The 24,487-nt window shown below is 54.5% G+C and carries 22 protein-coding genes; 11 read left to right on the top strand and 11 right to left on the bottom strand.

Annotation, left to right across the window (positions count from 1 at the left end):
- Nucleotides 1-159: 159 nt before the first annotated feature.
- Nucleotides 160-1,980 carry an adenine deaminase gene (locus IAE55_RS20660; protein WP_200633774.1) on the bottom strand — a complete coding sequence of 607 codons (1,821 nt, stop codon included), beginning with the start codon at nucleotides 1,978-1,980 and terminating at the stop codon, nucleotides 160-162.
- 208 nt (nucleotides 1,981-2,188) lie between these two features.
- On the opposite strand from IAE55_RS20660, the gene IAE55_RS20655 reads away from it, so the two are divergent.
- Genes IAE55_RS20655 through IAE55_RS20645 form a run of 3 tightly spaced genes read left to right on the top strand, consistent with a single transcriptional unit; the run spans nucleotide 2,189 to nucleotide 4,949 of the window.
- Nucleotides 2,189-3,133, top strand: coding sequence for a D-alanyl-D-alanine carboxypeptidase family protein (locus IAE55_RS20655; protein ID WP_200633773.1), 945 nt, complete (start codon nucleotides 2,189-2,191; stop codon nucleotides 3,131-3,133).
- Between the two features lie 24 nt (nucleotides 3,134-3,157).
- Nucleotides 3,158-3,847, top strand: coding sequence for a response regulator transcription factor (locus IAE55_RS20650; protein WP_200633772.1), 690 nt, complete (start codon nucleotides 3,158-3,160; stop codon nucleotides 3,845-3,847).
- Nucleotides 3,840-4,949: a sensor histidine kinase gene (locus IAE55_RS20645; protein WP_200633771.1), complete on the top strand. Its 1,110-nt coding sequence runs from the start codon at nucleotides 3,840-3,842 to the stop codon at nucleotides 4,947-4,949. The genes IAE55_RS20650 and IAE55_RS20645 overlap by 8 nt, the downstream gene beginning before the upstream one ends.
- Nucleotides 4,950-5,010: 61 nt before the next feature.
- Here the strand turns inward: IAE55_RS20645 and IAE55_RS20640 are convergent, their stop codons facing one another.
- Nucleotides 5,011-6,066: an aromatic acid exporter family protein gene (locus IAE55_RS20640; protein ID WP_076168456.1), complete on the bottom strand. Its 1,056-nt coding sequence runs from the start codon at nucleotides 6,064-6,066 to the stop codon at nucleotides 5,011-5,013.
- 246 nt (nucleotides 6,067-6,312) lie between these two features.
- On the opposite strand from IAE55_RS20640, the gene IAE55_RS20635 reads away from it, so the two are divergent.
- Nucleotides 6,313-6,822 carry a hypothetical protein gene (locus IAE55_RS20635; protein WP_200633770.1) on the top strand — a complete coding sequence of 170 codons (510 nt, stop codon included), beginning with the start codon at nucleotides 6,313-6,315 and terminating at the stop codon, nucleotides 6,820-6,822.
- A gap of 39 nt (nucleotides 6,823-6,861) precedes the next feature.
- Here the strand turns inward: IAE55_RS20635 and IAE55_RS20630 are convergent, their stop codons facing one another.
- From IAE55_RS20630 to IAE55_RS20620, 3 genes are all read right to left on the bottom strand, one after another.
- Complete coding sequence (locus IAE55_RS20630; RefSeq protein ID WP_145156683.1) at nucleotides 6,862-7,944, bottom strand: AI-2E family transporter; 1,083 nt, start codon at nucleotides 7,942-7,944, stop codon at nucleotides 6,862-6,864.
- A 117-nt stretch (nucleotides 7,945-8,061) separates the two neighbouring features.
- Nucleotides 8,062-8,703: a phosphatase PAP2 family protein gene (locus IAE55_RS20625; protein ID WP_234489721.1), complete on the bottom strand. Its 642-nt coding sequence runs from the start codon at nucleotides 8,701-8,703 to the stop codon at nucleotides 8,062-8,064.
- Between the two features lie 212 nt (nucleotides 8,704-8,915).
- Nucleotides 8,916-9,122: a DUF1657 domain-containing protein gene (locus IAE55_RS20620; protein ID WP_076168463.1), complete on the bottom strand. Its 207-nt coding sequence runs from the start codon at nucleotides 9,120-9,122 to the stop codon at nucleotides 8,916-8,918.
- Between the two features lie 145 nt (nucleotides 9,123-9,267).
- On the opposite strand from IAE55_RS20620, the gene IAE55_RS20615 reads away from it, so the two are divergent.
- From IAE55_RS20615 to IAE55_RS20600, 4 genes are all read left to right on the top strand, one after another.
- On the top strand, nucleotides 9,268-10,128 hold the full coding sequence (locus IAE55_RS20615; protein WP_200633769.1) for a DUF421 domain-containing protein: 861 nt from the start codon (nucleotides 9,268-9,270) through the stop codon (nucleotides 10,126-10,128).
- A 12-nt stretch (nucleotides 10,129-10,140) separates the two neighbouring features.
- Nucleotides 10,141-10,623: a stage V sporulation protein AC gene (gene spoVAC / locus IAE55_RS20610; protein WP_183577863.1), complete on the top strand. Its 483-nt coding sequence runs from the start codon at nucleotides 10,141-10,143 to the stop codon at nucleotides 10,621-10,623.
- 8 nt (nucleotides 10,624-10,631) lie between these two features.
- Nucleotides 10,632-11,642: a stage V sporulation protein AD gene (gene spoVAD, locus IAE55_RS20605; RefSeq protein WP_200633768.1), complete on the top strand. Its 1,011-nt coding sequence runs from the start codon at nucleotides 10,632-10,634 to the stop codon at nucleotides 11,640-11,642.
- Between the two features lie 221 nt (nucleotides 11,643-11,863).
- Complete coding sequence (locus IAE55_RS20600; protein ID WP_200633767.1) at nucleotides 11,864-13,048, top strand: peptidylprolyl isomerase; 1,185 nt, start codon at nucleotides 11,864-11,866, stop codon at nucleotides 13,046-13,048.
- 159 nt (nucleotides 13,049-13,207) lie between these two features.
- Here the strand turns inward: IAE55_RS20600 and IAE55_RS20595 are convergent, their stop codons facing one another.
- Complete coding sequence (locus IAE55_RS20595) at nucleotides 13,208-14,632, bottom strand: NAD-dependent succinate-semialdehyde dehydrogenase (protein WP_145135084.1); 1,425 nt, start codon at nucleotides 14,630-14,632, stop codon at nucleotides 13,208-13,210.
- Between the two features lie 462 nt (nucleotides 14,633-15,094).
- Nucleotides 15,095-16,354, bottom strand: coding sequence for an MFS transporter (locus IAE55_RS20590; RefSeq protein ID WP_200633766.1), 1,260 nt, complete (start codon nucleotides 16,352-16,354; stop codon nucleotides 15,095-15,097).
- Between the two features lie 344 nt (nucleotides 16,355-16,698).
- On the opposite strand from IAE55_RS20590, the gene IAE55_RS20585 reads away from it, so the two are divergent.
- The 3 genes from IAE55_RS20585 (at nucleotide 16,699) to IAE55_RS20575 (ending at nucleotide 19,371) form a co-directional block, all read left to right on the top strand.
- Nucleotides 16,699-17,475, top strand: coding sequence for an ABC transporter permease (locus tag IAE55_RS20585; protein WP_200633765.1), 777 nt, complete (start codon nucleotides 16,699-16,701; stop codon nucleotides 17,473-17,475).
- On the top strand, nucleotides 17,472-18,272 hold the full coding sequence (locus IAE55_RS20580) for an ABC transporter permease (RefSeq protein WP_200633764.1): 801 nt from the start codon (nucleotides 17,472-17,474) through the stop codon (nucleotides 18,270-18,272). Before IAE55_RS20585 ends, IAE55_RS20580 begins: the two co-directional genes overlap by 4 nt.
- A gap of 88 nt (nucleotides 18,273-18,360) precedes the next feature.
- Nucleotides 18,361-19,371, top strand: coding sequence for an ABC transporter ATP-binding protein (locus IAE55_RS20575; protein ID WP_200633804.1), 1,011 nt, complete (start codon nucleotides 18,361-18,363; stop codon nucleotides 19,369-19,371).
- Between the two features lie 78 nt (nucleotides 19,372-19,449).
- Here IAE55_RS20575 and tdh read toward each other — a convergent pair whose 3' ends face one another.
- From tdh to IAE55_RS20555, 4 genes are all read right to left on the bottom strand, one after another.
- On the bottom strand, nucleotides 19,450-20,553 hold the full coding sequence (gene tdh, locus IAE55_RS20570) for an L-threonine 3-dehydrogenase (protein ID WP_200633763.1): 1,104 nt from the start codon (nucleotides 20,551-20,553) through the stop codon (nucleotides 19,450-19,452).
- A 73-nt stretch (nucleotides 20,554-20,626) separates the two neighbouring features.
- Entirely contained in the window at nucleotides 20,627-21,511 is an 885-nt protein-coding gene (gene rfbA, locus IAE55_RS20565) for a glucose-1-phosphate thymidylyltransferase RfbA (protein WP_089546466.1), read from the bottom strand.
- A gap of 56 nt (nucleotides 21,512-21,567) precedes the next feature.
- Nucleotides 21,568-22,824: a beta 1-4 rhamnosyltransferase Cps2T gene (gene cps2T / locus IAE55_RS20560; protein WP_200633762.1), complete on the bottom strand. Its 1,257-nt coding sequence runs from the start codon at nucleotides 22,822-22,824 to the stop codon at nucleotides 21,568-21,570.
- A gap of 76 nt (nucleotides 22,825-22,900) precedes the next feature.
- Complete coding sequence (locus IAE55_RS20555; protein ID WP_200633761.1) at nucleotides 22,901-24,469, bottom strand: right-handed parallel beta-helix repeat-containing protein; 1,569 nt, start codon at nucleotides 24,467-24,469, stop codon at nucleotides 22,901-22,903.
- Nucleotides 24,470-24,487: the final 18 nt, after the last annotated feature.

Here is a 24,487-nt window from a genome sequence, read left to right as displayed (position 1 = left end):
CCCGATTTTCTTCGTGACTCAACCTGTATCTTATTATAATTCGCGGACGGCCCGTCCGTTTCCTTTTACTTCACCCAATCTTTGCCTACTAAAAAGACCGGCGGAGCCATATATGGCGCCCGCCGGTTCGGATGTTGTTGCACTCTTCAATTTCCTTGCTTAGCTCCGGAACAGCGGCACGATCTCAATGCCATCCGCCGAAATTCGGACCAGTCCTTTATCCGACAGTCGCAGCTCCGGAATGACGACCAGCGCCAGAAGCGACAGTGTCATGAACGCGTTGTTCAGCAGGCAGCCGGACTGAATCAGCGCCTGGCTGATCGCTTCGGACTGGCTCGCGACCGTTTCAAACGGCTGATCGGACATCAGGCCGCCGACCGGCAGCGGAAACTCCGTCCGACCTGTGCGCGTGAGCATCACGACGCCGCCCTGCATCTCAGCCACACGGTTTCCCGCCTGCGCCATCAGCCGGTCATCATTGCCGATGACCGTTACGTTATGGCTGTCATGGGCCACGGTCATTGCGATGGCTGCCGGTTCTTCAAAGCCGATCCCCGCCACGATGCCGAGCGCATGGCCTCCGCCTTGACCGTGGCGTTCAAATACCGCCATTTTGCAGAGGCCGCTCTCCGGCGTAACGCGAAGCGTCGAATCTTCCACCGGCACGTTCACCCACGTTTCCTTCGTCTCCACATGGTTCTCTACGACCCCAATTGCCCGGACCTCAACCGTTCCGCCCGTCTGCGGCGCGGCGATGACCAAATCCCGTTCTTCAATCGGACGCCCCAATTTGACGGTGCCGTACGCCTCTGCCGGTATGGCATATGGCTCCCACTCGGCGGTCATCCGGCCATCCTCCGCCACAACGTGTCCGGCCGCGATCGTCATCGTGACGTTCACGTCGGCCAAATTCCCGTCCAGCAAAATGATGTCCGCGCAGAGCCCGGGAGCGATCGCTCCGATATCTCTGGCCACCCCGAACCGTTCTGCCGTATTGATCGTAGCCATCTGGAAGGCCGTTACCGGCTTGACGCCCTGCGCAATGGCGTGGCGGACGACAAAATTCATATGCCCTTCGTTCATCAGCGACTCGGAGCTTCGGTCGTCCGTGACCAGAATCATGCGCCGGGTATCCAGGCCGCCTTCGGTATGCGCCTTGATGGTGGCCGCAACGTCGTGCCAGGCCGAGCCCTGCCGCATCTTGGCGTACATGCCGAGCCGGACGCGCTCGATGACATCCTCCGCGCTCACGCATTCATGGTCTCCGTTAATACCGCTTGCCGCATACACCGGAAGCCTCCAATCCCCGGAGCTCCATGTAAAGTGGCCGTCCGCGTATTTTCCGGCCCGCAGCGTCGCCTCGATCTCCCCGATCATTTTGTCGTCGCCGTATACGACGCCGGGAAAGTTCATCACTTCGCCCAATCCGATCATATCCGGCCCCCAGCTGAGCGCTTCCGCCACTTCTTCAGGACCGATGTAAGCTCCGGTGGTTTCCAGCCCGGGGTGGGTTGACGGCACGCAGGATGCGACCTGCATATAGGCGGCCAGAGGCGTCGTTCTGGCTTCCTCCAGCATGAAGCGAAGGCCCGGCAGTCCGAGGACGTTCGAAATTTCATGCGCATCGAAAAACCCGCCGGTCGTGCCCAGCGGAAGCACCGCTCTGGCGAATTCGGTTGCCGTAAGCTGCGTGCTCTCAATATGACAATGTCCGTCCAGCAGTCCGGGCGCTGCATATTTGCCTCCGGCATCAATAACCACGGTCCCTTCGCCGATGGTATGGCTCACGTCCTTGCCGACATAAGCGATCCGCGGCCCCTGCACCGCAATGGACATCTCCCGCACGATTTCGCCTGACAAGACGTTGACCAGTCTCACGTTCAGGATGACGAGGCTTGCTTTGCGGTCCCCGCGTGCGGTGGCGACCAAATCCCGGACACAGTCGGCCATCGGGAGTCTTTTCCAAGTGTTGTTGTGCATTGTAAACCCTCCAGTCTCTCTATCTCTCGATCGATATCTGTAACTTTATCCATGCTGCCGGACGGCATTAGGTTAGTCATATTATATATCCGAACAGGGACGAAAACTTTACATTTCTTAAGATTTTCTTGTAGGGCAATTAAAGTTTGATGGTTAGACTGGTAAAAGAATGAAAGGTATTCAAAACGGATAAACGAGGTATGGTGCAATGAAATCAAAGCAAAAGCAAAAAAGAAAACTGATTGCGCTGGCGCTGCTGTCGAGCTTGACGGTCGCCGCGGCCGTCAGCCTGATCCGGTTTCCCATGATTACGATCAAGGCGCAGGCAGCCGTTCTTATGGATGCGGAGAGCGGAAAGGTATATTATGAGCATAACGGGTCTCAATCACTCCCGCCGGCCAGCATGTCCAAAATGATGACGGAGCTAATCGTACTGGACAGCATCCATCAGGGGCAAAGCACCTGGGATGAGCCCGTCACCGCCAGCCGGTATGCCGCGAACGTGACGGGTTCCGAGATCGGACTCCGCGAAGGCGAGACGCTGACGCTGCGACAGCTGTTTGAAGCGATGGTCGTGCACTCCGCCAACGATGCGGCGGTGGCCATTTCCGAACATATCGGCGGCAGCGAGAAAGAATTCGTCAAACGGATGAACGCCAGGGCCAAGGACATCGGCCTGTCCCCCCAAGCCGTTTTCGCCAATGCGACCGGACTGACCTCAAGCGATCTGCGTCAGTTCAAGTCGGCGTCTTCGCGGGGAGAGACGATGCTGAACGCGCAGGATGTGGCCAAACTGGCGAAGTGCCTCATTGATTCCTACCCCGAAATTTTAAATATTACGCAGAAGGCCGATGTCAGCATCCCCGAGAAGCGAATTACGCTGCATACGACCAACGCGATGCTCCCCGGCGAGCCTTACGCCTATCCCGGTAACGACGGCTTCAAAACCGGGTATACGGAGCGGGCCGGGTACTGCTTTACCGGAACGACCGAAAAGGACGGCAAGCGGGTCATTGCCGTTGTCATGGGAGCGCCCGACACCGAGACCCGGTTCCAGGACGCCGCGGCCATGTTCGATTACGCCTTTGAGCATGCGGACAATCCTGCCCGCAGCTGGCTGACCCGAACGGTCCATGCCGTCTCGAACTTATAGACAAGCACTGATGGAGGTTTATGCATGCGCAACATTATGGTCGTCGACGACGACAAGGAAATCGCCAATCTGATTTCGATTTATTTGCAAAATGAAGGTTTTCACGTCATCTGCGCCTATCATGGCGAGGAGGCGCTCCAGCTGCTGAACGAGCATCCGGTCGACCTCATCGTACTGGACGTGATGATGCCCAAACTGAACGGCCTCGAGGTATGCCGCCAGGTTCGGGAGAACGAGTCGACCATTCCGATTCTGATGCTCAGCGCCAAGACCGAGGATATGGACAAAATCCTCGGCCTGATGACGGGGGCCGACGATTACATGATCAAGCCGTTTAATCCGCTGGAACTGACCGTGAGGGTCAAAACGCTCCTCCGGCGTTCTTTTCAATATAATGAACCGAGAGAACAGACGGATTCCACCCTTCGGATTCACGATGTGGAGATCAACCGGACTTCCCATAAGGTGACCGCCCGCGGGACCGACGTACAGCTCACCGGCCGTGAATTCGATATTCTCCATCTGCTCGCGTCCCATCCGGGAAGAGTGTTCAGCGCCGAGGAAATTTTCCAGCGGGTCTGGAAGGAAAAGTATTACGTCTCCAACAATACGGTCATGGTTCACATCAGCAACCTCCGGGACAAGCTGGAGAAAGAACTGGGCTACAAGCTGATCCAAACCATGTGGGGAGTTGGCTATAAAATCGATGCGTAGCATATTTAACAAGCTGCAGTGGAAAATCGTCACGTTATTTTTCCTCAGCGTCGCCCTGACATTCGCCACGCTGATGATCGTCAAGCCGATCCTGCAGGCGGTGTACGACAATCATTTCAAAGCGCTGTATCCCTTTGTGGAAGCGCTCATCCGGGTCAACCGGATTTTTGGGTTTTCCGTGTGGCAGGCCGTCGTCGTCATTATGCTGTTCATTTTTTACTGCATGATTCTAAGCTGGGGCACGACCCGGAATTTGACCAATATCATCCGCGGAGTTCAGCGCATGTCTTCCGGCAATACGGATGTCCAGATTCCGGTTCGCTCCAAGGATGAGCTCGGGCTGCTCGCCGGGCAGATCAACGCGCTGGTCTCCCAGCTGGAAGCCTCGAGGGAGGAGGAGCGTCTGGCGACCCAGGCCAAAAACGATCTGATCACCAACGTTTCCCACGATCTCCGCACGCCCCTGACGTCGATCATCGGCTATCTCCGGCTGATTGAGGAAGACAAATACAAGGACGAGGTGGAGCTGCGGTACTATGTCAATATCGCCTATGAGAAATCCAAACGGATGAATCGGCTCGTGAACGATCTGTTCGACTATACCCGGATGGGCTTCGGCCAAATTCCGCTGCACCGCACCCCTATCGATCTCGTGCAGCTGATCGGTCAGCTGACCGCGGAATTTTCGCTCCAGCTGCGCAACCAGGACATGGAGATCGTCTTCTCGCCGCCGCAGGAGAAGCTGATGATCCAGGCCGATGGCGACAAGATCATGCAGGCGTTTGAGAACCTCATTACCAATGCGATGCGCTATGGTAATGACGGGAAGCAGATCCGGGTCGAGGCGAAGAAGTCGGAGCAGGAGGCCGAGGTCCGGGTCATCAACTACGGACCGCCGATCCCGCCGATGGACCTCCCTTATATTTTCGAACGCTTCTACCGCGTCGAGAAATCGCGTTCCCTGGACACCGGCGGCGCCGGTTTGGGGCTGGCCATCGTCAAGAGCATCATCGAGCTTCATGACGGACAGATTTATGCTTCGAGCAACACGGCGGAAACGGCGTTTATCGTGAAGCTGCCGCTGATCGATCTGAAGGCTTAGCAACTTAAAACCCCGGTCAACTGCTTCTCTGCCGCAGATGACCGGGGTTTATGCATTCCTTTTATTTTTTAATCCACGATGCCCAAAATCCGGATTCATCGTCATCGGTTTTGTGATAATGCTCGACCAATCGGTTAAGCCGCTCCAGCTGATATCCGTAATCGTACATCGTGGCCCCCACGATGGATAAGCGCAGCCTGCCTTCGGGTTCCTCGATGGCCAGGCTCAGCACGCCCTGGATAAACGCGGTGTTTTCCTGGTCCAGCTGCGAAGCTTCCAGGCAGTTCGGCTTGAGCTTCTCCTCGAATTTGAGCAGGATGTGCTCGTGAAACTTGATCAGCCGCTCCAGCTGTTCGTCAAAGATCCGGTCGGTGCCGGCTTCCCGGTCCGACTGGAAATAATGCTCCTCCACCGCGTCCAGCACTTCGCGCCCTTTCCGCAGAGCATTCAGCATCTGCTTATAGACGACCAGCAGCCGGGTCTGGCTGAAGGAGGCCCGCTTCATCTTCTTCTGCTCCTCTTCAAACAGCTGATATTTGCTCGACAGCGATTTGATGGCATCCTCCAGCTCGCGCTTTTTGTCACGGAACACATTTTCCTTGATTTCGTCCGAAATGGCCGTTCGCATGAGCAGCGACATCCGGTCGAACGTATTTTGGATCTGCCCGATAAACTGCTGCTTGGGCTTCGGCGGAAACAGCAAAATATTAATCAAAAAGGCCGAAACGATGCCGATCAAGCTGAGTGAGAACCGGGTCAGCGCAAACTGCCATTGCCCGGAGGCCTCCATCACGGCAATGACCGTCACCAGCGTCAGGCCGATCGTATCGCCCATCTTCAGCTTAAGGCATATCATGATGACCAAGATGCACACCAGACCGACGGCAATCGGCTCGTTCGAGAACACCTGGCCTGCCAGCAGTGCCAGAACGGCTCCCAGGGTATTGGTCTGGAGCTGGTCCAGAAAGTACCGCCATGAGCGGTAAATCGACGGCTGCATGGCAAAGATGGCCGCCACAGCCGCCATCACCGGCGAAGACAAATTAAGCCAAATGCTGATATATAAAGCGAGGGTAACCGCGATTCCCGTCTTTAACATCCTCGCGCCAAAAGTCACGCTCACCCCTCCTAATTCCATCGTTGTATAGATTGAGCTAAAGTTTTCTTTTTTCGATATAGTACATATTGTATCGTCTTCCCGAATTAATTACCCGGTGAAGCCCTTTGTGATACCAAACCAAATATTACAGCCCAGCCCGAGGGCCCAGCATCTTTGAATATACATGTATGTTTTTCCAAATCAGGCGCATAATAGGACAGAAAAAATAAAGCATGACCCAATTCAACCAAGAGGTGAACTGACATGAATCCAATCAAAAATGCGCTGCTGGCCGGTGCGCTGACCTGCATCGTGTTCGCCGGATCCCACGGCATCGCATTCGCCGACCCGGCGCCTGTTACTCCCCAAACGGACGACTCCCCATCTGCCCATATAGCTACGCCGGATCAGGACCGGAAGGAGAACGGCCATCACATCCGCCATGGACATCACGGCCGCAAGTACATCCTGCTTAAAGACGCTGCGGATCTGCTCGGCATGAGCGTCCAGGATCTCAGCAAGGAATGGAAGCAGGGCAAAACGCTGCAGCAGATCGCCAAGGAGAAAAAAGGCTGGAGCGGCGACGAGCTCGTCAAGAAGATGACAGCCGTCCAAAGCTCCAAAATCGATGCTGCCGTCAAAGCCGGCAAAATGACTCAGGAGCGTGCCGATCAGCTCAAGCAGAAGCTGCCCGCTTCCTTGAAGCGGTTTACCGAGCGGACGTACCGCCCGCACTCGGACCGCACTCAGCCAGGTTCCTACTCGCATATCTAACGCAAGGATATCCGCACAATAAAATCCTAACTTCAACCGTTAGGATTTTTTGTGTGGTATTTTTTTGTTCTTCCTTGCGGCTCCAGCGGGTTCATCTTTCGGCCCGTTGACCGGCACCTCCAGCAGATCCAGCAGGAACATGAACACCGGCACGCCGAGAATAAGTCCCCACACCCCAAAGAAGTGCTCGGAGATGATCAGTACAGCAAACGTATAAAATATCGGCAGATGCGTTTTATCCGACATAAACTTCGGATTCATGACGTACGCCTCGAACGCGTGCAGGACGGCCACCATGATCAGGACGTAAACGACCTTCATCACTCCGCCGATGCTGAACGCGATGGCACACAGCGGCACCAGTGAGACGATCACCCCCATGACCGGCACGAGGCCGAGCAGGAAGATCATCAGCCCGAGGGCGAACAGGTTCGGAAATCCGAGGATCCACAGAAACAGCGTGGAAGCCGTTGCGTTAATAATGGAAATCAAAAACTGGACCTCGATCACTTTTCCGAAAGAAAACGTAAATTTTTTCCCGAAATAAGCTAATTCATCATAAAAGTAGGCGAATTTGCTGCTTCTGAACTTATCCGTGAAATGGGTCACTTTCTCTTTCTCCAGCATAAAGAACAAGCTCATGATGATCGCGATGGCAAAATTGATACCGACCTTGCCGATGTTGGAGATCGTTCCGGTCAGCAGGTTGTAACCCTGCTTGACGTACTGCGAAATATCAATCTTATGGATGTACTCCAGCACGTAGTCGATGACTTTATTGTCGGTAAGCTCCAGCGGCTTGCTGTAGAACGAAATAACCTGGTTGATCAGCACGTTCAGTTCACCCAGCAGCTTCGGAGCGTATTGATAGGTTCCGATCGACAGGGCTCCAAGAAAGACAGCATAAATGATTAGTACGGCGATCTTCTTGCTGATTCCCATTCGGTTCGTAAACCGCCGGGTGAGCGACGAATGAATCCGGTTCACCAGGTACGTAATGATGAAGGTAATCAGAATGAGGTTCATCATGCTCCGGAAGACATACAAAAACAGCACGAGCAAAATGAGGACCATCACTTTTTTAACGGCAGGCAGTTGAACAAAATCTCTTAGCGACGTCATCGGACCGAAGCCATACACCCTTTCCTTTAAAAAGATCTTTATGCAATCATATTACGCGAGCGAGGCGTTTTCATGCAAGTTTCTGCCGCCTGATGTACGGTTTTCATTTCCTGGCGCCTATGGCCTTGGCTTCCAGTACTTTTCAAAGATATAAATGGACAGCATCAGCCACGTTGCGCTCGCCAAATACCCGCCGAAGACGTCGCTCGGATAATGCACCCCGAGATAGATCCGGCTGATCCCGATCAGCAGCGTCAGGGCCACCCCGATAACGATCATCGCAATTCTTCCGGCCAGCGCGGGAATATGCCTCCACAGCAAGTAGGTCAGCGTCCCGTACAGGGCGAACGCAGCCATCGAGTGCCCGCTCGGAAAGCTGAATCCGCTGATTTCGATCAGCCGGTGCGTGTTGGGGCGCTGCCGCTGCATCCAATTTTTGATGATGATATTCCAAATTTCCGATCCTCCCACTGACAAGAGAAACATCAGCAGCTCCTTGCGGTGCCGCAAAACCAGCCACAGAAACAGGAACGCGATCACGCTCAGCAGCGTCGCCACGAGCGATGACCCAAGAAAGGTGAAGCCCCTCATGATTCGGGTCAACCCCTCATTCTCCATCCCCTGAACTGCATCGATGATCGATTGGTCAAACCAGGCGATCCGGTCCGCTCCGACCAGGACCATCATGATCACGAACAGCACGCCCAGCACCAGGCTCATAACTAACAGCTTATTCAGCCGTCCTTGATTTGCTCTCATATCTATATGTACTCCTCTCTCTATAAACCCCCGCTTCTGCCATGCGGTATGACTTTAATATTATCCATGAAGACCCGGCCTTTGTCACGCTTATCCGGAAGCAGAATTTGTCAGCTGCAGCATAAGCAAAAAGCACCGGCAAAACCGGTGCTTAAGGCAAAACGTTATTGGATTGGAGCGGTATGGCCTGATATGGGGGATCAATTAAAGAATTAGAATCCTTTATATTGAGGCTCCTCGTTTTCAAGCTGTTGTACCCGGCTTTCCACCTGCTGCACGATTTGCTGGGTTTGCTGGGCAGCTTGAGAAAACAGGTTTTTGGCTTCCTGGTTTTGCGTGCTGAGAGCAAACGTCTCCAAGCTGGCTTGGGCGCTTTTCAGGGATGCAAGTGTCGTTTTGACTTGGGATGCAACGGTCATTGTTACTTTCACCTCCTTTACAGGATAAGTACGAATCATAATCTAACCTGCCTGAAATCAAAAAATTCATAAAACGAGAAGATGCTGCAAATAATTTTGTTATTCGCGTTTAAAGCAAAGATCTGGAATGGAGGAATTTATAGATATGCCGGATTGGATAGAGGTTATCGTTCGGACTTTGGCTTCTGTGGTCTTTCTGTTTGCCTTGACCCGTCTCTTGGGCAAAAGGCAAATCTCCCAGCTGTCCTTCTTCGAGTACATTACGGGGATCACGATCGGTGACCTGGCGGCCTCCATCTCGCTTGATTTGAAAGCCACCTGGTACCTTGGCGTCATTTCCCTCGCCGTGTGGGTAGCCGTTTCGCTCATGATTGAATTTTTGCAGTTAAAGAGCAAGAAAGCCCGGGATTTCATTGACAGTACCAGTACCGTACTGATCAAGGACGGCAAGATCATGGAGGACAATCTGAAGAAGGAGCGGCTGACGAACGAAGAGCTTATGGAGCAGCTCCGCGGGAAAAACGCCTTTAAAACGGCGGAGGTCGAGTTTGCGATCATGGAGCCGAACGGACAGATCAACGTGCTGATGAAAAAAGAAAATCAACCGCTGACCCCCACCCATCTCGGCATCAAGGTCGGGCCGGAGAGCGAGCCGCAGACGGTCATTCTGGACGGCAAAATCATGGACGAGCCGCTGGCTACCCGAGGCCTGAACCGGCGCTGGGTACATACCGAGCTCGAGAAGCTGGGCGTCTCGCTGGACAACGTCTTTATCGGGCAGGTGGATGCGTACGGACAGCTGTACGTCGACCTCTTCGACGATCAGATCAAGGTTCCCGAGCCGCAGCAGAAAGCGATGCTGTATGCGGATCTCAAAAAATGCCAGGCGGACCTGGAGATGTACGGACTTTCGACCAAAAACGAGCAGAACAAGGCGATGTACGAGCAGGTGTCCGCCCAACTGGAGCACGTTATCTCGGACGTCAAGCCATTATTAACCCGTTAGGAGTGAAGCATCATGGTCAGCAAAAAGAAGAAGAAACTGACGCCTGTCCAGCAGGAATACCAGGAATTGGCCAAAAAGCGCGAGCCCAGCAAGTTTACGTTCAAAAATTTGTACAGGGCTTTTCTCGTCGGCGGTCTCATCTGTCTGCTCGGGCAGGCGGTGCAGCAGATGTTTATCCACTGGTGGGGCTTTGAGGAAAAGGCAGCCTCGAATCCGACCGTGGGCGTTATGATCATCATCTCCGTCATTCTCACCAGCTTGGGGGTATATGACAAAATTGCCCAGTGGGCGGGCGCTGGAACCGCCGTCCCGGTCACCGGCTTCGCCAACGCCATGGCTTCCGCGGCGATCGAGTACCGCAGGGAAGGGCTCGTGCTCGGCCTCGGCGGCAGCATCTTCAAGGTGGCCGGACCCGTGATCGTGTTCGGTTCGCTCGCAGCCTTTTGCGTCGGCATCGCCTACATCATTTTTGATCCTAATATTGTAGGGGGGTAAGGATTCATATGCTGAAAGGCCATCAAAGCTGGGTGTTCGAGAACAAGCCTTCCATCAAGTCGAAAGCGGCGATCGTCGGGCCGTTTGAGGGTCAGGGTCCGCTCGCCGACGACTTCGATATCATCCACGGCGACATGTATTTGGGGCAGGACAGCTGGGAAAAAGCCGAAAAGGCCTTAATGGAAGAAACGGCAAAAATGGCGGTACAGCACGCCGGACTGACCGAGGGGCAAATTCAGTTTTTTCTCGCCGGCGACCTGATGAACCAGATTATCAGCAGCAGCTTTTCCGCGAGAACGCTGGCCATCCCATATCTCGGCCTGTTCGGCGCATGCTCCACGTCGATGGAGAGCCTCGCGCTGGCCTCTTATATCGTCAATTCGGGCGGGGCAAAATACGTGCTCTCTGGGACGTGCAGCCATAATGCCAGCGTGGAGAAGCAGTTCCGGTATCCGACCGAGTACGGCTCCCAAAAGCCCCCCACGGCTCAGTTTACGGTGACCGGGGCCGGCGCGGTCGTCCTGTCGCAGGACGGGGACGGGCCATACGTCACTTCCGCCACGATCGGCCGGGTGGTCGACATGGGCATCAGCGACCCGTTCAATATGGGCGCGGCAATGGCGCCGGCAGCGGTAGACACAATGGAAGCGCATTTCCGCGACCTGCAGATCGAGCCGGGTTACTACGACCTGATCGTTACCGGCGACCTGTCCAAAGTCGGGTATCAAATCGCCAACGACCTGCTGAAGAAGCATAACATTCCGATTCATCAGACGACCTATTCGGACTGCGGCATGATGATTTACGATTACGGTAAACAGAATGTTCAGGCCGGAGCCAGCGGCTGCGGCTGCTCGGCGGTCGTGACGTACGGCCACCTGCTGAACCGGATGCAGCGCGGCGAGCTGAACCGCATCCTCGTCGTGGCGACGGGTGCCCTGCTCTCCCCCCTCTCCTATCAGCAGAAGGAGAGCATTCCTTGTATTGCGCACGCTGTATCGATCGAACGGCAAAAATAAGGCATATAGCTATGGCCGCTCCCGGGGTATTCCCGTCCGGAGCGGTCTTTTATTTGGACACATCGTCTGCTTCCTGATTAAAACCGCCGCAAACAGCCGAATCTTAAAACAGGATTAAAAAAAATCTGTCACAATTTATGTCTTCTTAAGGATTATTTACGGCAAATCTGGTAAAGTGAACCCATAAGCGTTTTGCATACATTAAAGGAGGACAAGATTTAATGACAGACAAAGAAAGAGAATCGTTAAACAACGAAGAGCTGAACAATACCGAAACAACGGGGGAATCATCTGAACGGACCAGCAAACCGGCAGCCCCTTCCGAGAGCGGCGCACCGGTCCTCAGCGAAATGAAGCGCGACGGCGAGACGCCGGCCAAGCCGAATAAAGAGAAGACGCCTGCTCCCAAAGCGTCTGCTGCGGCGTCCGGTCCTGCTCCGAAAGCATGGTCCGGCGGAACTGGCAAGGTATGGATGGCCGTATCGCTCGTGCTTGCCGTCATTCTCGTCATTGTGCTGATCAAGCCTCCTTTTAATTCGGGTAGCAACCCGACGGTAGCGACGGTCAACGGCACGGACATTAAAAAGGACAAGCTTTATGACGCACTGGTGGAAGCCGGCGGCAAACAGACGCTGGACAGCCTCATCACGGAAGAGCTGGTCAACCAGGAAGCGAGCAAAAAAGGCATTAAAGTAACCGATGCCGATGTCACCAAAGAAATGGACGATATCAAGAAGGGCTTCAGCAGCGAAGAGGAATTCCAGATGGCTCTGCAGCAGTCGGGCATGTCGGTGGAAGACCTGAAGAAGCAAATGAACATGCAGGTGCAAATCCGCAAGCTGCTCGAACCGGATGTAAAAGTGACCGACGACGATATCAAGAAATATTTTGATGAAAATAAAGCATCCTTCAACACGCCGGAAGAAGTCAAAGCTTCCCACATTCTGGTGAAGACGAAGGAAGAAGCCGAAGGCATCCTGACGCAGCTCAAGGGAGGCGCCGATTTCGCCACGCTGGCAAAAGAGAAATCGATCGACCCAGGCTCCAAGGACAACGGCGGCGACCTAGGCTTCTTTGCCAAAGGTGTGATGGAAGCACCGTTTGAAGAAGCGGCGTTCAAGCTGCAAAAAGGCGAAATGAGCGGCATCGTGCAGTCCAGCAACGGCTACCATATCATCAAGGTTACCGATCGCAAAGCGGCTCACACGGCAACGCTTGACGAGAAGAAGGCTGACATCAAGGAAACGCTTATCACGCAAGGCATTTCTTCCAAAGCGTCGACCTGGATTGCCGACCTCAAGTCTAAAGCCAAAATTACCAACTCGCTGGACGATTCGGCTAACGCGGCAACCGATACGGCTGCAGGCGCAGGCGCAGCCGATACAGCGGCAAATACAACGAAATAACAGCTTTGTTATTGAAGAAGCCCGAGGGTAATCACCTCGGGCTTCTTCTTTATTTTTGATTGGCGGCTTGCATGAGATCTTGGTCGGAGCTCTGCCTGGTGCATTTCCCGGATGTTGGGGCAGCGCCCAGTCACCGCGCGTTTTCGGCCGCTCCTCCGGTTAGAGCCGGAGCGATACATACTTGACCTCGAGGTATTCCTCGATGCCGAAATGACCGCCTTCCCGTCCGAGTCCGCTCTGCTTGAATCCGCCGAACGGAGCCTGCGCCGTGGAAGGCAGCGGATCGTTTACACCGACGATTCCGTATTCGAGGGCTTCGGCGGCGTACAGCGCCTCCTGGATCCGCTCCGTGAAGACGTAAGCAGCCAGCCCGTAAGGACTGCGGTTGGCCCGCTGCACGGCTTCCTCCAGCGTACGGAAGGTCGTAATCGGAGCAAGCGGTCCAAACGTTTCGTGTACCATGCATTCCATGTCGTCCGTCGCCTGTTCAATCACGGTTGGCTGCACGAAGTGTCCGCCGGAATGCTGAAGCGCCTCGCCGCCCGTCACGATGATCCCGCCCTTAGCTTTGGCGTCCTCAATTTGCCGCAGCACTTTGTCCACCGCTTTGGCATTGATGAGCGGACCGATATCCACGCCTTCCTCCATGCCGTTGCCTACCTGAAGCGCGGCTGTTCGTTCCGCCGCTTTGCGGGTGAACTCGCCGGCGATCCGTTCATCCACATACACCCGGTTGGTGCAGACGCAGGTCTGGCCGCCGTTGCGGAACTTGGACTTGATCAGCCCGTCCACCGCTTTGTCCAGATCCGCCGCGGCGGTCACGATAAACGGGGCGTGTCCGCCCAGCTCCAAGGAAATCTTCTTGACGGTTTCGGCTGCTCCCTTCATCAGCTCCTTGCCTACGGCGGTCGAGCCGGTGAAGGAAATTTTGCGCACCCGCTCGTCCTGCTGCCAGCGGCCGGCGATCGCTGCCGCCTCGCCAGTCACCACGTTGATCACGCCGGCCGGAAGTCCGGCCTGGTGTGCGAGTTCAGCGAGCTTCAAGGCCGTGTACGGCGTCTCCTCGGACGGCTTGATAACGACGGTGCAGCCGGCGGCCAGCGCCGGCGCAACCTTGCGGGTAATCATCGACGCCGGGAAGTTCCATGGCGTGATCGCCGCCACGACGCCGACCGGCTGCTTCTGCACCCAGATCCGCTGCGAAGCGGACGAGGCCGGTATGCTCTGCCCATAGACGCGCTTGCCCTCCTCCGCGTACCAGGAAATAAAGCTGTTCGCGTAGCCGATTTCGCCGGCGGCTTCCTTCAGCGGCTTGCCCTGCTCCGTCGTCATAATCCGGGCGAGCTCGTCCGTATGCTCGGCGATCAGTCCGTGCCATTTCATCAGCAGCGCCCCCCGCTCGTCCGCCGTCAGCGCGGACCATGCCGGGAACGCTTCATAAGCGGCATCCGCGGCTTCGCCAGCCTCCTTCGCGCCGCCGTTCGGTACGGTGCCGATCACGTCACCGGTGGCCGGGTTCAGGACGTCGATGTGCTCCGCGGCATCCTTCCAGGCGCCATTTATATACATTTGGTTGATAAACATAAATGATTCCTCCCTGCTCCTAAATTCACCTCTACTTATTCATTATACCCCCGAATGGAAGGTTCACGCGATAAGACGGACTTTGGTTTGGGGCTTGAGGCCTTGCTTTATCGTTGCCTGGGTGCCTTCGTTTGGCGATTGTGAGGACGCTCCACGCTCGAATCCTTCCTCCAATCGCTGTTGCCCCCGAATATCCTTGAATCTATTTCAATGGTGGATATTCGGGGACAAAGGCGACCGCTTCGCTTTTTCGGAATGGTTTCGATCTCTCCGCTGCTTCGTGCGTCCGCCTAGCTTAAAACAACAAAAAAAAACCCTCAAGCAGCCGAAAGTTTAATTTGCCGTCTGCTTAGGGGAGGTACCTCAGCCATTTCGTATTCTATTAGATTATCGACAAGCAGAATATATAAACTCAGACCGCCCCGGGCCAGTTTTAACCTTCGCCTTTTTTTCCTCTAGCCCTCACGAATTCCGCAGAATCTTCCGGCCAAGACTGACCGTCAGCAGCAGCATGCTCAGGCCGACGACGATCTGAACGCCATAGATCCGGGTCCATTCCGGCCAGTGGCCGATGAGCTCGTAAAGATTGCCCCCGATCAGCGGGCCAAAGAACGCTGCGACGCCCGTAATCGCCGCGTACATCGCCATATACATCGGGCGCTCCGCCTTCGGCGTGTCGCCGATCATGAAATTGAACGCCAGCTGGTTGAATCCGCCGACACCGATGCCAAAAATCATGTGTGCCGCAATCAGCACAGGCAGCATCGGCAGTACCGACAGCAGCCCCCAGCACAGGCAGGATAATGCGATGATCGGCAGCGTCCAGAACAGCAGCCTGCGGTTGCTGTGCCGAACGTTCAGATTACCCCACACATAGAAGCTGGCCATCATGGACACCGTTTGCAGCACGTTCAGCAGCGACAGCTTCTGGTAGTTGATGTGCAGCATTTCCAGCATGACGTACGAATACAGCGGCACAACCAGGTTTTGCAGAAACAGGAATCCGGCCAGGAAGAGCGTCGCCTTCAGAAAAGAAGCGTCGCGCAGCGGTTTTTTCAGCATCGGGATAAAACGCTTCTCCGAGGACCGCTCAAACGGAATGTCCGGATAGAAGAAGAACACGGCGATATTGGCCGCAATGCAGACCCAGACGATGATATAGAGCAGCAGAAATCCCTTTCCGCCCGGCTCATGATCGAGGATGATTCCACCCCCGTACATCACCAGCGTTCCGAGCGCATTCAGAATCGTGTTCCGGATGCCGAAGTACCGTCCTCTGACTTTGGGGTGGACCATATCGCTGATAAGCGAGTTCCATAGAATGCCCCCCAGCGTATTGAACATGAAGGCAACCGTGTACAATACGATAAACGCGGGCACCCAGTATGGCTTCGGGACAATAAACGGCACGAGACCGGTGCTCCCCCATATGACCCGGTGCACGGCTACGAACAGCACCAGCGTCCACTTCCGGCTGCGCAGCCTCTGGATCAGATACGCGGCAAAAATTTGGACGATATTGACAAAAGTCGTGATCGCCAGCACGAATCCAATCTCACCCGAGCTTGCGCCCAGGTACAGCAGATAACCGGTCAAAAACTGCCCGCCGAGCAGGGTCATAAACATCACGGCCGGGATGCCTTCCAGGCTGGCTACCCTCAGGTTTCTGCGCTGCATGGAAGTCTTGCGGCGGTGCTGCGGCCGCGTCTTGAATGATATCATCGGGTACTCTCCTCCGGTGCCTTCAAACCGAATCATTTTGTCGTTTTCACTTCGTCTTTGCTCCCATTCTACTCGGAAGGAAGGGCAAGTCAATATGCGCCGGACCGCCTCAGATTACAAAAATAATTGTGGGAAATGACGTGGTAAAAGCGGCAAGAAAGCGTTATAGTGGAATGTCATGACGCTGCATGCGCATGGCAGCAGACAAGGATGTATCCGGCTCCGACCGAAAACTTTTCCTTGTCGCGCCATCCTATTTTTGGTATGATGGAAATCCTTCTCACTCACCCGCCTTGACTGAAGTTGACGGTCCTCGTCGCCACAAAACTTATCGGAGGTGTGTAATGCTTTATTTCTCACTTGCTTCAAAAGCGTATGCGCGCAACCTGCAGTACCGCGGGGCCCATATGCTGCACAACGTTGCAAGCGCCCTGTTCGGCTACCTGTATGCCTGCATCTGGATCGGCATCGGCCAGGACAGGCCGCTCGGCGAATACGGCGTGCACGGGATGATCGGCTACATCGCTTTTACCCAGGCGTCGCTGTGGATTTCCGGATTTACGACCAATGGGCTGGGCATTCCCCAATCGGTCAGGACAGGCCAGATCTCGCTGGATCTGATGCGCCCGGTTCATCTGTTCGTTCATTTGATGTGCCGGGAATGGGGTCAAATCGCGTACCAGTTTGTGTACAAGTCCGTTCCGATCTATCTGCTGTACGTCCTCGTATTCTCCCTGTCGCTTCCGCAGCAAGTCACCACCCTGCTTCTGGCACTGGCCGGTTTGGCCGCGGCCGCCTATTTATCGATCTGCATGAATTATATCATCGGGGCTACGGCCTTGTGGACCACGGAATCCAGCTGGCTGTATTGGATGAACCATGCCCTGATCAACCTGCTGGCAGGCTTCTTCATTCCGGTGGAATGGCTGCCGCGCTGGCTGCAAACGGTTTCCTGGCTCTCCCCCTATCCTTACCTGCTGTACGTACCGACCCGGATTTACCTCGGGTTTGAGGATGCCTCCCGGCTGCTGGGCTCTCTCTTATGGTGCGTACTGATGACTCTGGCTTGTCTTGGCGTAACAGCGGTCGTTCGCCGCAAGGTGGAGGTGCAGGGCGGATGAACATTCGGTATTGGCTTCATCTGTATTTCGTATTGATCCGGTCCAGCATCCGCAGCGGGATGCAGTATAAGATGAACTTTCTGCTTGGGACGTTTCTGGCCGCCGGGATCCAGATCGCCGAGTTTCTCATGATTGCCATCGTGCTGAACAAGTTCGGCGCGGTGAAAGGCTGGTCGCTCTATGAAGTCGGCTACCTGTTTGCCGTCATGACGCTGTCCAAGGCGCTGTACCGCAGCTTTGCCAATGATGTTCATCATCTCGAGAACTACCTGACGTCAGGTGACCTGGATCAGCTCCTGACCCGGCCGGTCCCTGTTCTGCTTGCCCTGATGTCGCAAAACTTCCGGATGATGCCGGGGGAACTGCTGCAGGGCGGATTTATTCTGACCTGGGCGCTGCACGGGATGATGCAGGCCGGGCAAATTACCTGGATAGCGGTTCCCTTCACTTTTCTGGTGATCCTTACGGGAGCAGTCATCCTGTTCGCCATCGGTCTCACCACCGCTACCGCCGGGTTCTGGCTGACCCGAATCAACGAGCTGCAGACGCTGACGGAGGACGCCTCCCAGACCGCGGTCCGTTACCCGCTGGTCTTGTATCCTGTCTGGCTCCGGTCCATCCTGCTCGTCGTCATTCCCGTCGGTTTTGTCAATTATGTACCTTCGCTGTTTATCCTGCGCGGGGAGCTGGGCTCCTGGGTCCTGCTTGGCATCGTCCTGGTGGCGGCAGTCTGCCTCTTCGCCAGCATGAAATTGTGGACATTCGGCATGTCCCGTTACCAAAGTACCGGAAGCTAGAAAGGAGAAGATCGATATGGGAATCATGACAGAAGCAGCCGTACGAACGGAGTTGGAACGGTCGGCGGATAAGGATCGGCCCCAGCCGATGATTGAAGCCAGGGGGCTGCACAAGCAGTTTAAAACGCCTGTTATCAAGGAGGGGAGCTTCGCGGGCATCCGCACCTTGTTTACGCGGGAATACCGCGTCAAGGAAGCGGTTAAAGATATCAGCTTTACGATCAACCAGGGGGATTTTATCGGCTATATCGGGCCGAACGGTGCGGGCAAATCGACGACGATCAAAATGCTGACCGGCATCCTCCATCCGTCATCCGGGGAAGTCCGCATCGCTGGGGTTGATCCTCATCGGCACAGGCGCCGCGTCGTCAGCCGCCTTGGCGTCGTCTTCGGGCAGCGAAGCCAGCTGTGGTGGGATCTGCCGGTCAAAGACTCATACGAAATATTGGCCCATATGTACAAAGTTGGGGACAAGGCGCGGGACCTGCGTCTCGGACAGCTGTCCGAGCTGCTCGGCCTGGGGGAATTTTGGAGGACGCCGGTGCGCAAGCTGTCCCTCGGACAGCGGATGCGGGCCGACATCGCAGCCTCGATGCTGCATGATCCGGACGTCCTGTTCATGGATGAACCGACGATCGGCCTCGACGTCACCGCAAAGCGCAGCATCCGCGATTTTCTGAAGACGCTTAATACCGAGTTCGGCAAGACCATCCTGCTGACCACCCATGACATGGACGACATCGAGCAGCTCTGCGAGCGCGTCATGGTCATCAATCACGGGCAGCTCAGCTATGACGGGACGATCGATGAACTCCGGGAGAAGATCGGTCTTCCGACGACGATCCGGGTAACTTTCGCAGGAGCTTGGTCCATCCCGCTACCGCCAGGTGAGAGCCTCCGGCTCCCGCTTGAAGTTCGCCTCCCCACCGGGGAAGCGTTCCGCGTCGTGGAGACCGGACCCGATTACGTCCGCGTTGAAGCGAACCGCCAGCAGATCCGTGCGGTGGACATTCTGCGCGAGATGTCCGCATGGGGCGAAGCAGCCGACATCCATACGGAAGAGCCGGCGTTTGAGGATGTGATCCATAAAGTTTATTGAGGACAATTCACGAGACTAGTGTTATTAAGGCACGCGCCCAATCAAGCCGGTCCCCAAAATAGGGGCCGGCTTGATTAGTTATAGCGGCAATTCCTGATATACATCTCGGCTGGCGTTATTCCCCATCTCCCCCCGGCTCGCGAAATCATGGATGAAAATGATTTTGCCACACCGTCCCTGCCGCATAAGCTCAAACGCCTCTTCATAGCGGTCCAGGGTGAATGTATGGGTCACCAGGCGCTCCAAATGCAGCGCCCCGCTGTCCAGTAGACCCTTCAGCTGATACCATGTCTGATACATGCGCCGTCCTGTTATACCTTCCAGCCGAAGGCCTTTGAAAATAATTTGGCCCATATCGAGCGGCACCTCACGGGTCGGAATACCGAGCAACGATATCCTGCCCGCATGGGCTGCGGCGATCATACTTTCCCGGATTGCTTCCGGATGTCCGGACATTTCCAGCACGACCTCTGCCCCCTCGCCTGCGGTATGATTCAGGATTGCTTCGGACAGCTTCACCACAGAGCTGTCAATTACAACATCGGCTCCCATCTGGCGGGCCATGTCGAGCCGGTATGGGTTCACGTCAACCGCAATGACCCTGCTCGCGCCGCAAGCTTTGGCTACCGCAATCGACATGAGGCCGATGAGTCCGGCGCCGATCACTGCCACCGATTTGCCAACGATATCCCCGGAGAGGACGGTTTGAACCGCGTTGCCAAGCGGATCCTGAAGGCAAGCCAGTTCAAAGGGGAGATCCGGATGGTTATGGATCACATTGTCCGCCTTTACCAAGGCGTATTCGGCGAAGCAACCCGGTGCGGTAATGCCGAAGCTGCGTGTATTGAGGCAAACATGGGAATTGCCCGTCCGGCAGGGGCGGCATTTCCCGCACACCATGTGACCCTCAGCCGATACGTGATCTCCGATGCTGACATCTGTTACCGCTTTTCCGATTTCCACCACGATGCCGGCAAATTCATGTCCAAACACGTAGCCGGCTGTAACGGATTTTTGCGCCCATGCATCCCAATTATATATATGTACGTCTGTACCGCAGATCGAACTGGTCATCACTTTGACCAGTACCTCATCGGGGCCAACGGCAGGAACCGGAACCTCTTTCAACACGGCTCCCGGTCCTCGATTTTCTTTTACTAGTCCAATCATCGTTTTTTGCACGAGTGCTCCCACCTTCATTTACGCCGACTAGGCGGAATATCTGAAACTTAACGCTGATGTTTGCTTCGGAAAATCACATATAAACCGGCTTGACGCTGCCCTGGGCCACTTTAATCAAATAACTGCCATAAGCGTTGTTCATTCCTGTACCAAGCGACATCAGCTGCTCGCTGTTTATATAGCCCCTGCTGAACGAAATCTCCTCCAGACACGCAACCTTCAGGCTCTGTCTCTTCTCGATGGCTTCAATATATTGGGAAGCCTCCAGCAGCGACTCATGCGTGCCCGAATCGAACCATGAGAACCCCCTTCCCAAAATTTCAACGTTCAGTTGATCCCGGTTCAAATAAGCACGGTTGACATCGGTGATTTCCAGCTCCCCTCTCGCCGAAGGGGTGATCCTTTTGGCGATATCCACAACCTCCCGGTCATAGAAGTACAGGCCGGTCACCGCATAATGCGACTTCGGAAACTGCGGCTTCTCCTCGATGGAAACAGCCCTGCCCCCTTCGTTGAACTCAACGACACCAAAACGGCCCGGGTCCTGGACATAATAGCCGAAGATCGTCGCTCCCTCCTCGCGATTCCCGGCTTGCTCCAGCATCTCTGTAAGTCCATGTCCATAAAATAAATTATCGCCGAGGATGAGGGCTACCCGGTCCGCGCCAATGAAGTCCTCGCCGATAATAAAGGATTCGGCCAGTCCATTCGGCTTCTCCTGTACCGCATAGGTCAGTCGGATCCCCAGCTGTTCTCCCGTTCCGAGCAGTTCCTCGAAACGCGGCGTATCCTTCGGTGTCGAAATAATCAGAATTTCCCGTATACCGGCTAACATCAGCACGGATAGCGGGTAATAAATCATCGGCTTGTCATAGACCGGTAGCAACTGCTTGGAGATGATCCGGGTCAGCGGATAAAGCCGGGTGCCGTTGCCTCCTGCCAAAATAATTCCCTTCAAGCGACAAACATCCCCTCTCTTTTAGCAGCCTTTGAATAACAGCAGACCTTGACCTTTTATTTGCTCTGTCCGGTTTGGGCGGCCTTCTCCACTTCAGTCGTTCCGGCGGTTCGCCGTGCTGGGCGGAATGCCCGGCTGGGACTGTGACTATAGCTGTATTGATGGAATAACCGCTCATAGGCATCCACAATGTGCTCCCAGCTGTATCCCATCTTGATCCGGTTTTTGGCCCTTGCTTCCCATTCCTCCACATTAGCTCCTTCATACTGATCCACTTCTTGAATCAGCGCGGTAAGCGACCCGGGATCGGATGAAAAATAAAGAGCTCCTTCCCCGCCGACCTCCCGGTTAAATATAACGTCGTACAGCAAATTAAGCTTCGTTGAAGCCAGAGCCTCGAGCAGTGACGGATTCGTTCCGCCTACTTCGTGCCCGTGGAAATATGCATATGCAAGTTCTCTGATCTTTTTTAATAGAGGGGCGTTGTACACCGTTCCAACAAATTTGATGCGGGGATCCAAATCGAACCGGCATTTCTTCAGAAGCTCGTTATAAAACGGATTCTGTTCTGCTCCGGTAATCATCACCAGATCCTTGTCGCTGCCTGAAGCCATAAACTCTCGAATGATCATTTCGTAATTGTTCTCGGGCACAAAGCGCCCGATCATTAAATAATACTGATTCGGCGTGATATGAAATTGTTCCATCCATCGAACCAGCTCCTCGTCCCCTACACTCATGACGGAAGGAGCAACGTCCGCTCCGTACGCAATGAATGTAGTCTTCGGCTGGTACATGGCGTAATCTTCTAGAATATATTGCTCGATGCCCCGGGAATCACATACCAGCAGGTCGGCGTGCTTGACCATCAGCCTTTCGGATATTTTCCAATAGGTTTTGACTGGTAGGCTCCACTTTCCCCGCTTCCATTCATGCCCATCGGGGTTCACGAGCACAGTGACTCCCATATGCTCCAGTCTTCGTTTATAAAACGCGATCATCGGTCCAATCCGGCAGGCCAGGATATAAACGATGCTGCCCGTCAGTCGGTGCTTCCGGATGTACTCCACGCATCTCCCCAGGCTCATCAGGTCATACAGCACGGCCCTCGCACTGCCGATCCTCGGTACTTTGACCTGAAAGCACCGTGCCTGATTATGTATGAATTCCCCTTCCCGATCGGAAAGGCATGATACGTGATAGCGGATGTCCTGCGCCGTTTTTCTCCTTGTCAGCTCGTCGACGAAGGTTTCAAACCCGCCGTAATGGGCCGGTATTCCTTTGGAACCGATAATGAACACATGGGTTGTCATCTGACCTACCTCTTTTACAAAAAAATTTATCGGGATAAAAAAAAGACCCGCTGGGGTCCCTCTAGCATCGTCCATCCTAGAAATTTCTCGATATCTCCATGATCTGAGACCCGTATACCAGCAGCGTCATACTGGAATCAGCCGGAAAAGATACGTATGATCCCGAGCCTTTCAGCTTCACGCCGGGAATTTGGCGCGAAATTCTTAAATTACCCGTATAGGAATAAATAACGATCATCCGCGGCAGGGATTGCGACAGATTTTCTTTCGTCAACTGCGTGACAACGGTGGGTTTGCTGCACGCGAAGACCGCCAGCGTCAGATTGGACAGATCAACCGCCGTTTCGTTATTGGTAAAAGCCCGATATTCCTCGGACAAGACCCCTTTTAGGGGCACGGCTGGCAAGCCCTCGGTGTTTCCGCTGAGATAGTTCGTACCGACCGGTGTATCCGAGTAGTATCCCTGATTGAGCGTTCCCTGCGGATAATTCGTAAATTGGTTGGAAGTTACGCTGACGGAGGTGCATGTCGCCGGGCTGTTGATGAGTAGCGGTTGGTTTTTCCCATACTGGCTGCGGGCATTGTTGCCGGTTATATTGATAAACGAGCTGTCCTTGATTTGGATAGCATATATGCCGGGGAAAAACAGGTTGTTATTCGATATATTTCCGATAAAATAGGGGCTGTTCTCAATATAGACACCGGTCGATGCAATGTCTTCACCGGATTTCCAGGTAAGGTTATTTCCGTTGATCACGCCGCCGACAATGGCGGAGAGGAATATGCCGTATTTTTGGGCCCAGGCCACATTGTTGTTCGCAACGACGAGATTAAATCCGTCACGTGCGATCACCGCGCTGTCGACCGCTTCAAAGAGATGGTTTCCTTCGATAACCACCCAGTTGAAGTTTTCAATATAGATATTGCTTTTCTCCATTCCGGTATGGCCGAAGAAAAAGGTGTTCCCTTTGCAAATGAGGCCGTCAATGCCTTTAGCCCAAATATGATACATATTTCCGAAGGCGCCGCGGACGTTCGTTCTGGATTCATACATATTGTTGGAGAAATTGACATCCCCCACGACATGGTTTCCGCCGTCATCCGGAGGCGAATAATCCACATACAGGCCGTAATTGCAATCGATCAGTTGATTACTCGTAATAGTGTATCGGGAGGAATGCTGGGTTTTGTTCACCTTTTCAAAATAGATCGCTTTCAGGCATTGAATAAACCGTACATTGGTTATCAGCACACCGTAATACCATCTGATATTGATCCCGTTGCGGACTTTGTCCCCCAGGATGGTAATGCCGTCGATCTTCACGTTGCCAGTCCCGGTGAACCGGTCGTTTGTCGTCGGGGTCCCATACAAATTAATGCAGCCGTTAAGAGTGCCGGTGCCCGTAATATAAATATTGGACGTTCTGATCGTGATGTTGGCCTTATACACTCCATCCGGAATAAGGATCGTTCCCCCGGTCTGCGAAATGCTGCTGATCGCCAGCTGAATCGCCGGTGTGTCATCCGTCACGCCGTCGCCTTTGGCTCCGAATAGCCTGACATTGATTCCCGCCCCCAGGGAAGGATCAGCGAATGAAGCGGACAATGGCTTGCTTGGATCCCCGTTTTCTCCTCCGGACATCATAAACGCCTCCCTGATCGA

Source organism: Paenibacillus sp. S28, from assembly GCF_016624415.1.
GTDB classification, from domain to species: domain Bacteria; phylum Bacillota; class Bacilli; order Paenibacillales; family Paenibacillaceae; genus Paenibacillus_AQ; species Paenibacillus_AQ favisporus.
Note: the sequence above shows the minus strand (reverse complement) of the source record. Positions and strands in the feature narration are given on the sequence as shown.

What these genes read in the sequence shown, in the direction of transcription:
- IAE55_RS20660 (WP_200633774.1), bottom strand. Translation starts at nt 1,980, where the DNA reads ATGCACAACAACACTTGGAAAAGACTCCCGATGGCCGACTGTGTCCGG.
- IAE55_RS20655 (WP_200633773.1), top strand. Translation starts at nt 2,189, where the DNA reads ATGAAATCAAAGCAAAAGCAAAAAAGAAAACTGATTGCGCTGGCGCTG.
- IAE55_RS20650 (WP_200633772.1), top strand. Translation starts at nt 3,158, where the DNA reads ATGCGCAACATTATGGTCGTCGACGACGACAAGGAAATCGCCAATCTG.
- IAE55_RS20645 (WP_200633771.1), top strand. Translation starts at nt 3,840, where the DNA reads ATGCGTAGCATATTTAACAAGCTGCAGTGGAAAATCGTCACGTTATTT.
- IAE55_RS20635 (WP_200633770.1), top strand. Translation starts at nt 6,313, where the DNA reads ATGAATCCAATCAAAAATGCGCTGCTGGCCGGTGCGCTGACCTGCATC.
- IAE55_RS20630 (WP_145156683.1), bottom strand. Translation starts at nt 7,944, where the DNA reads ATGACGTCGCTAAGAGATTTTGTTCAACTGCCTGCCGTTAAAAAAGTG.
- IAE55_RS20625 (WP_234489721.1), bottom strand. Translation starts at nt 8,703, where the DNA reads ATGAGAGCAAATCAAGGACGGCTGAATAAGCTGTTAGTTATGAGCCTG.
- IAE55_RS20620 (WP_076168463.1), bottom strand. Translation starts at nt 9,122, where the DNA reads ATGACCGTTGCATCCCAAGTCAAAACGACACTTGCATCCCTGAAAAGC.
- IAE55_RS20615 (WP_200633769.1), top strand. Translation starts at nt 9,268, where the DNA reads ATGCCGGATTGGATAGAGGTTATCGTTCGGACTTTGGCTTCTGTGGTC.
- spoVAC (WP_183577863.1), top strand. Translation starts at nt 10,141, where the DNA reads ATGGTCAGCAAAAAGAAGAAGAAACTGACGCCTGTCCAGCAGGAATAC.
- spoVAD (WP_200633768.1), top strand. Translation starts at nt 10,632, where the DNA reads ATGCTGAAAGGCCATCAAAGCTGGGTGTTCGAGAACAAGCCTTCCATC.
- IAE55_RS20600 (WP_200633767.1), top strand. Translation starts at nt 11,864, where the DNA reads ATGACAGACAAAGAAAGAGAATCGTTAAACAACGAAGAGCTGAACAAT.
- IAE55_RS20595 (WP_145135084.1), bottom strand. Translation starts at nt 14,632, where the DNA reads ATGTTTATCAACCAAATGTATATAAATGGCGCCTGGAAGGATGCCGCG.
- IAE55_RS20590 (WP_200633766.1), bottom strand. Translation starts at nt 16,354, where the DNA reads ATGATATCATTCAAGACGCGGCCGCAGCACCGCCGCAAGACTTCCATG.
- IAE55_RS20585 (WP_200633765.1), top strand. Translation starts at nt 16,699, where the DNA reads ATGCTTTATTTCTCACTTGCTTCAAAAGCGTATGCGCGCAACCTGCAG.
- IAE55_RS20580 (WP_200633764.1), top strand. Translation starts at nt 17,472, where the DNA reads ATGAACATTCGGTATTGGCTTCATCTGTATTTCGTATTGATCCGGTCC.
- IAE55_RS20575 (WP_200633804.1), top strand. Translation starts at nt 18,361, where the DNA reads ATGATTGAAGCCAGGGGGCTGCACAAGCAGTTTAAAACGCCTGTTATC.
- cps2T (WP_200633762.1), bottom strand. Translation starts at nt 22,824, where the DNA reads ATGACAACCCATGTGTTCATTATCGGTTCCAAAGGAATACCGGCCCAT.
- IAE55_RS20555 (WP_200633761.1), bottom strand. Translation starts at nt 24,469, where the DNA reads ATGATGTCCGGAGGAGAAAACGGGGATCCAAGCAAGCCATTGTCCGCT.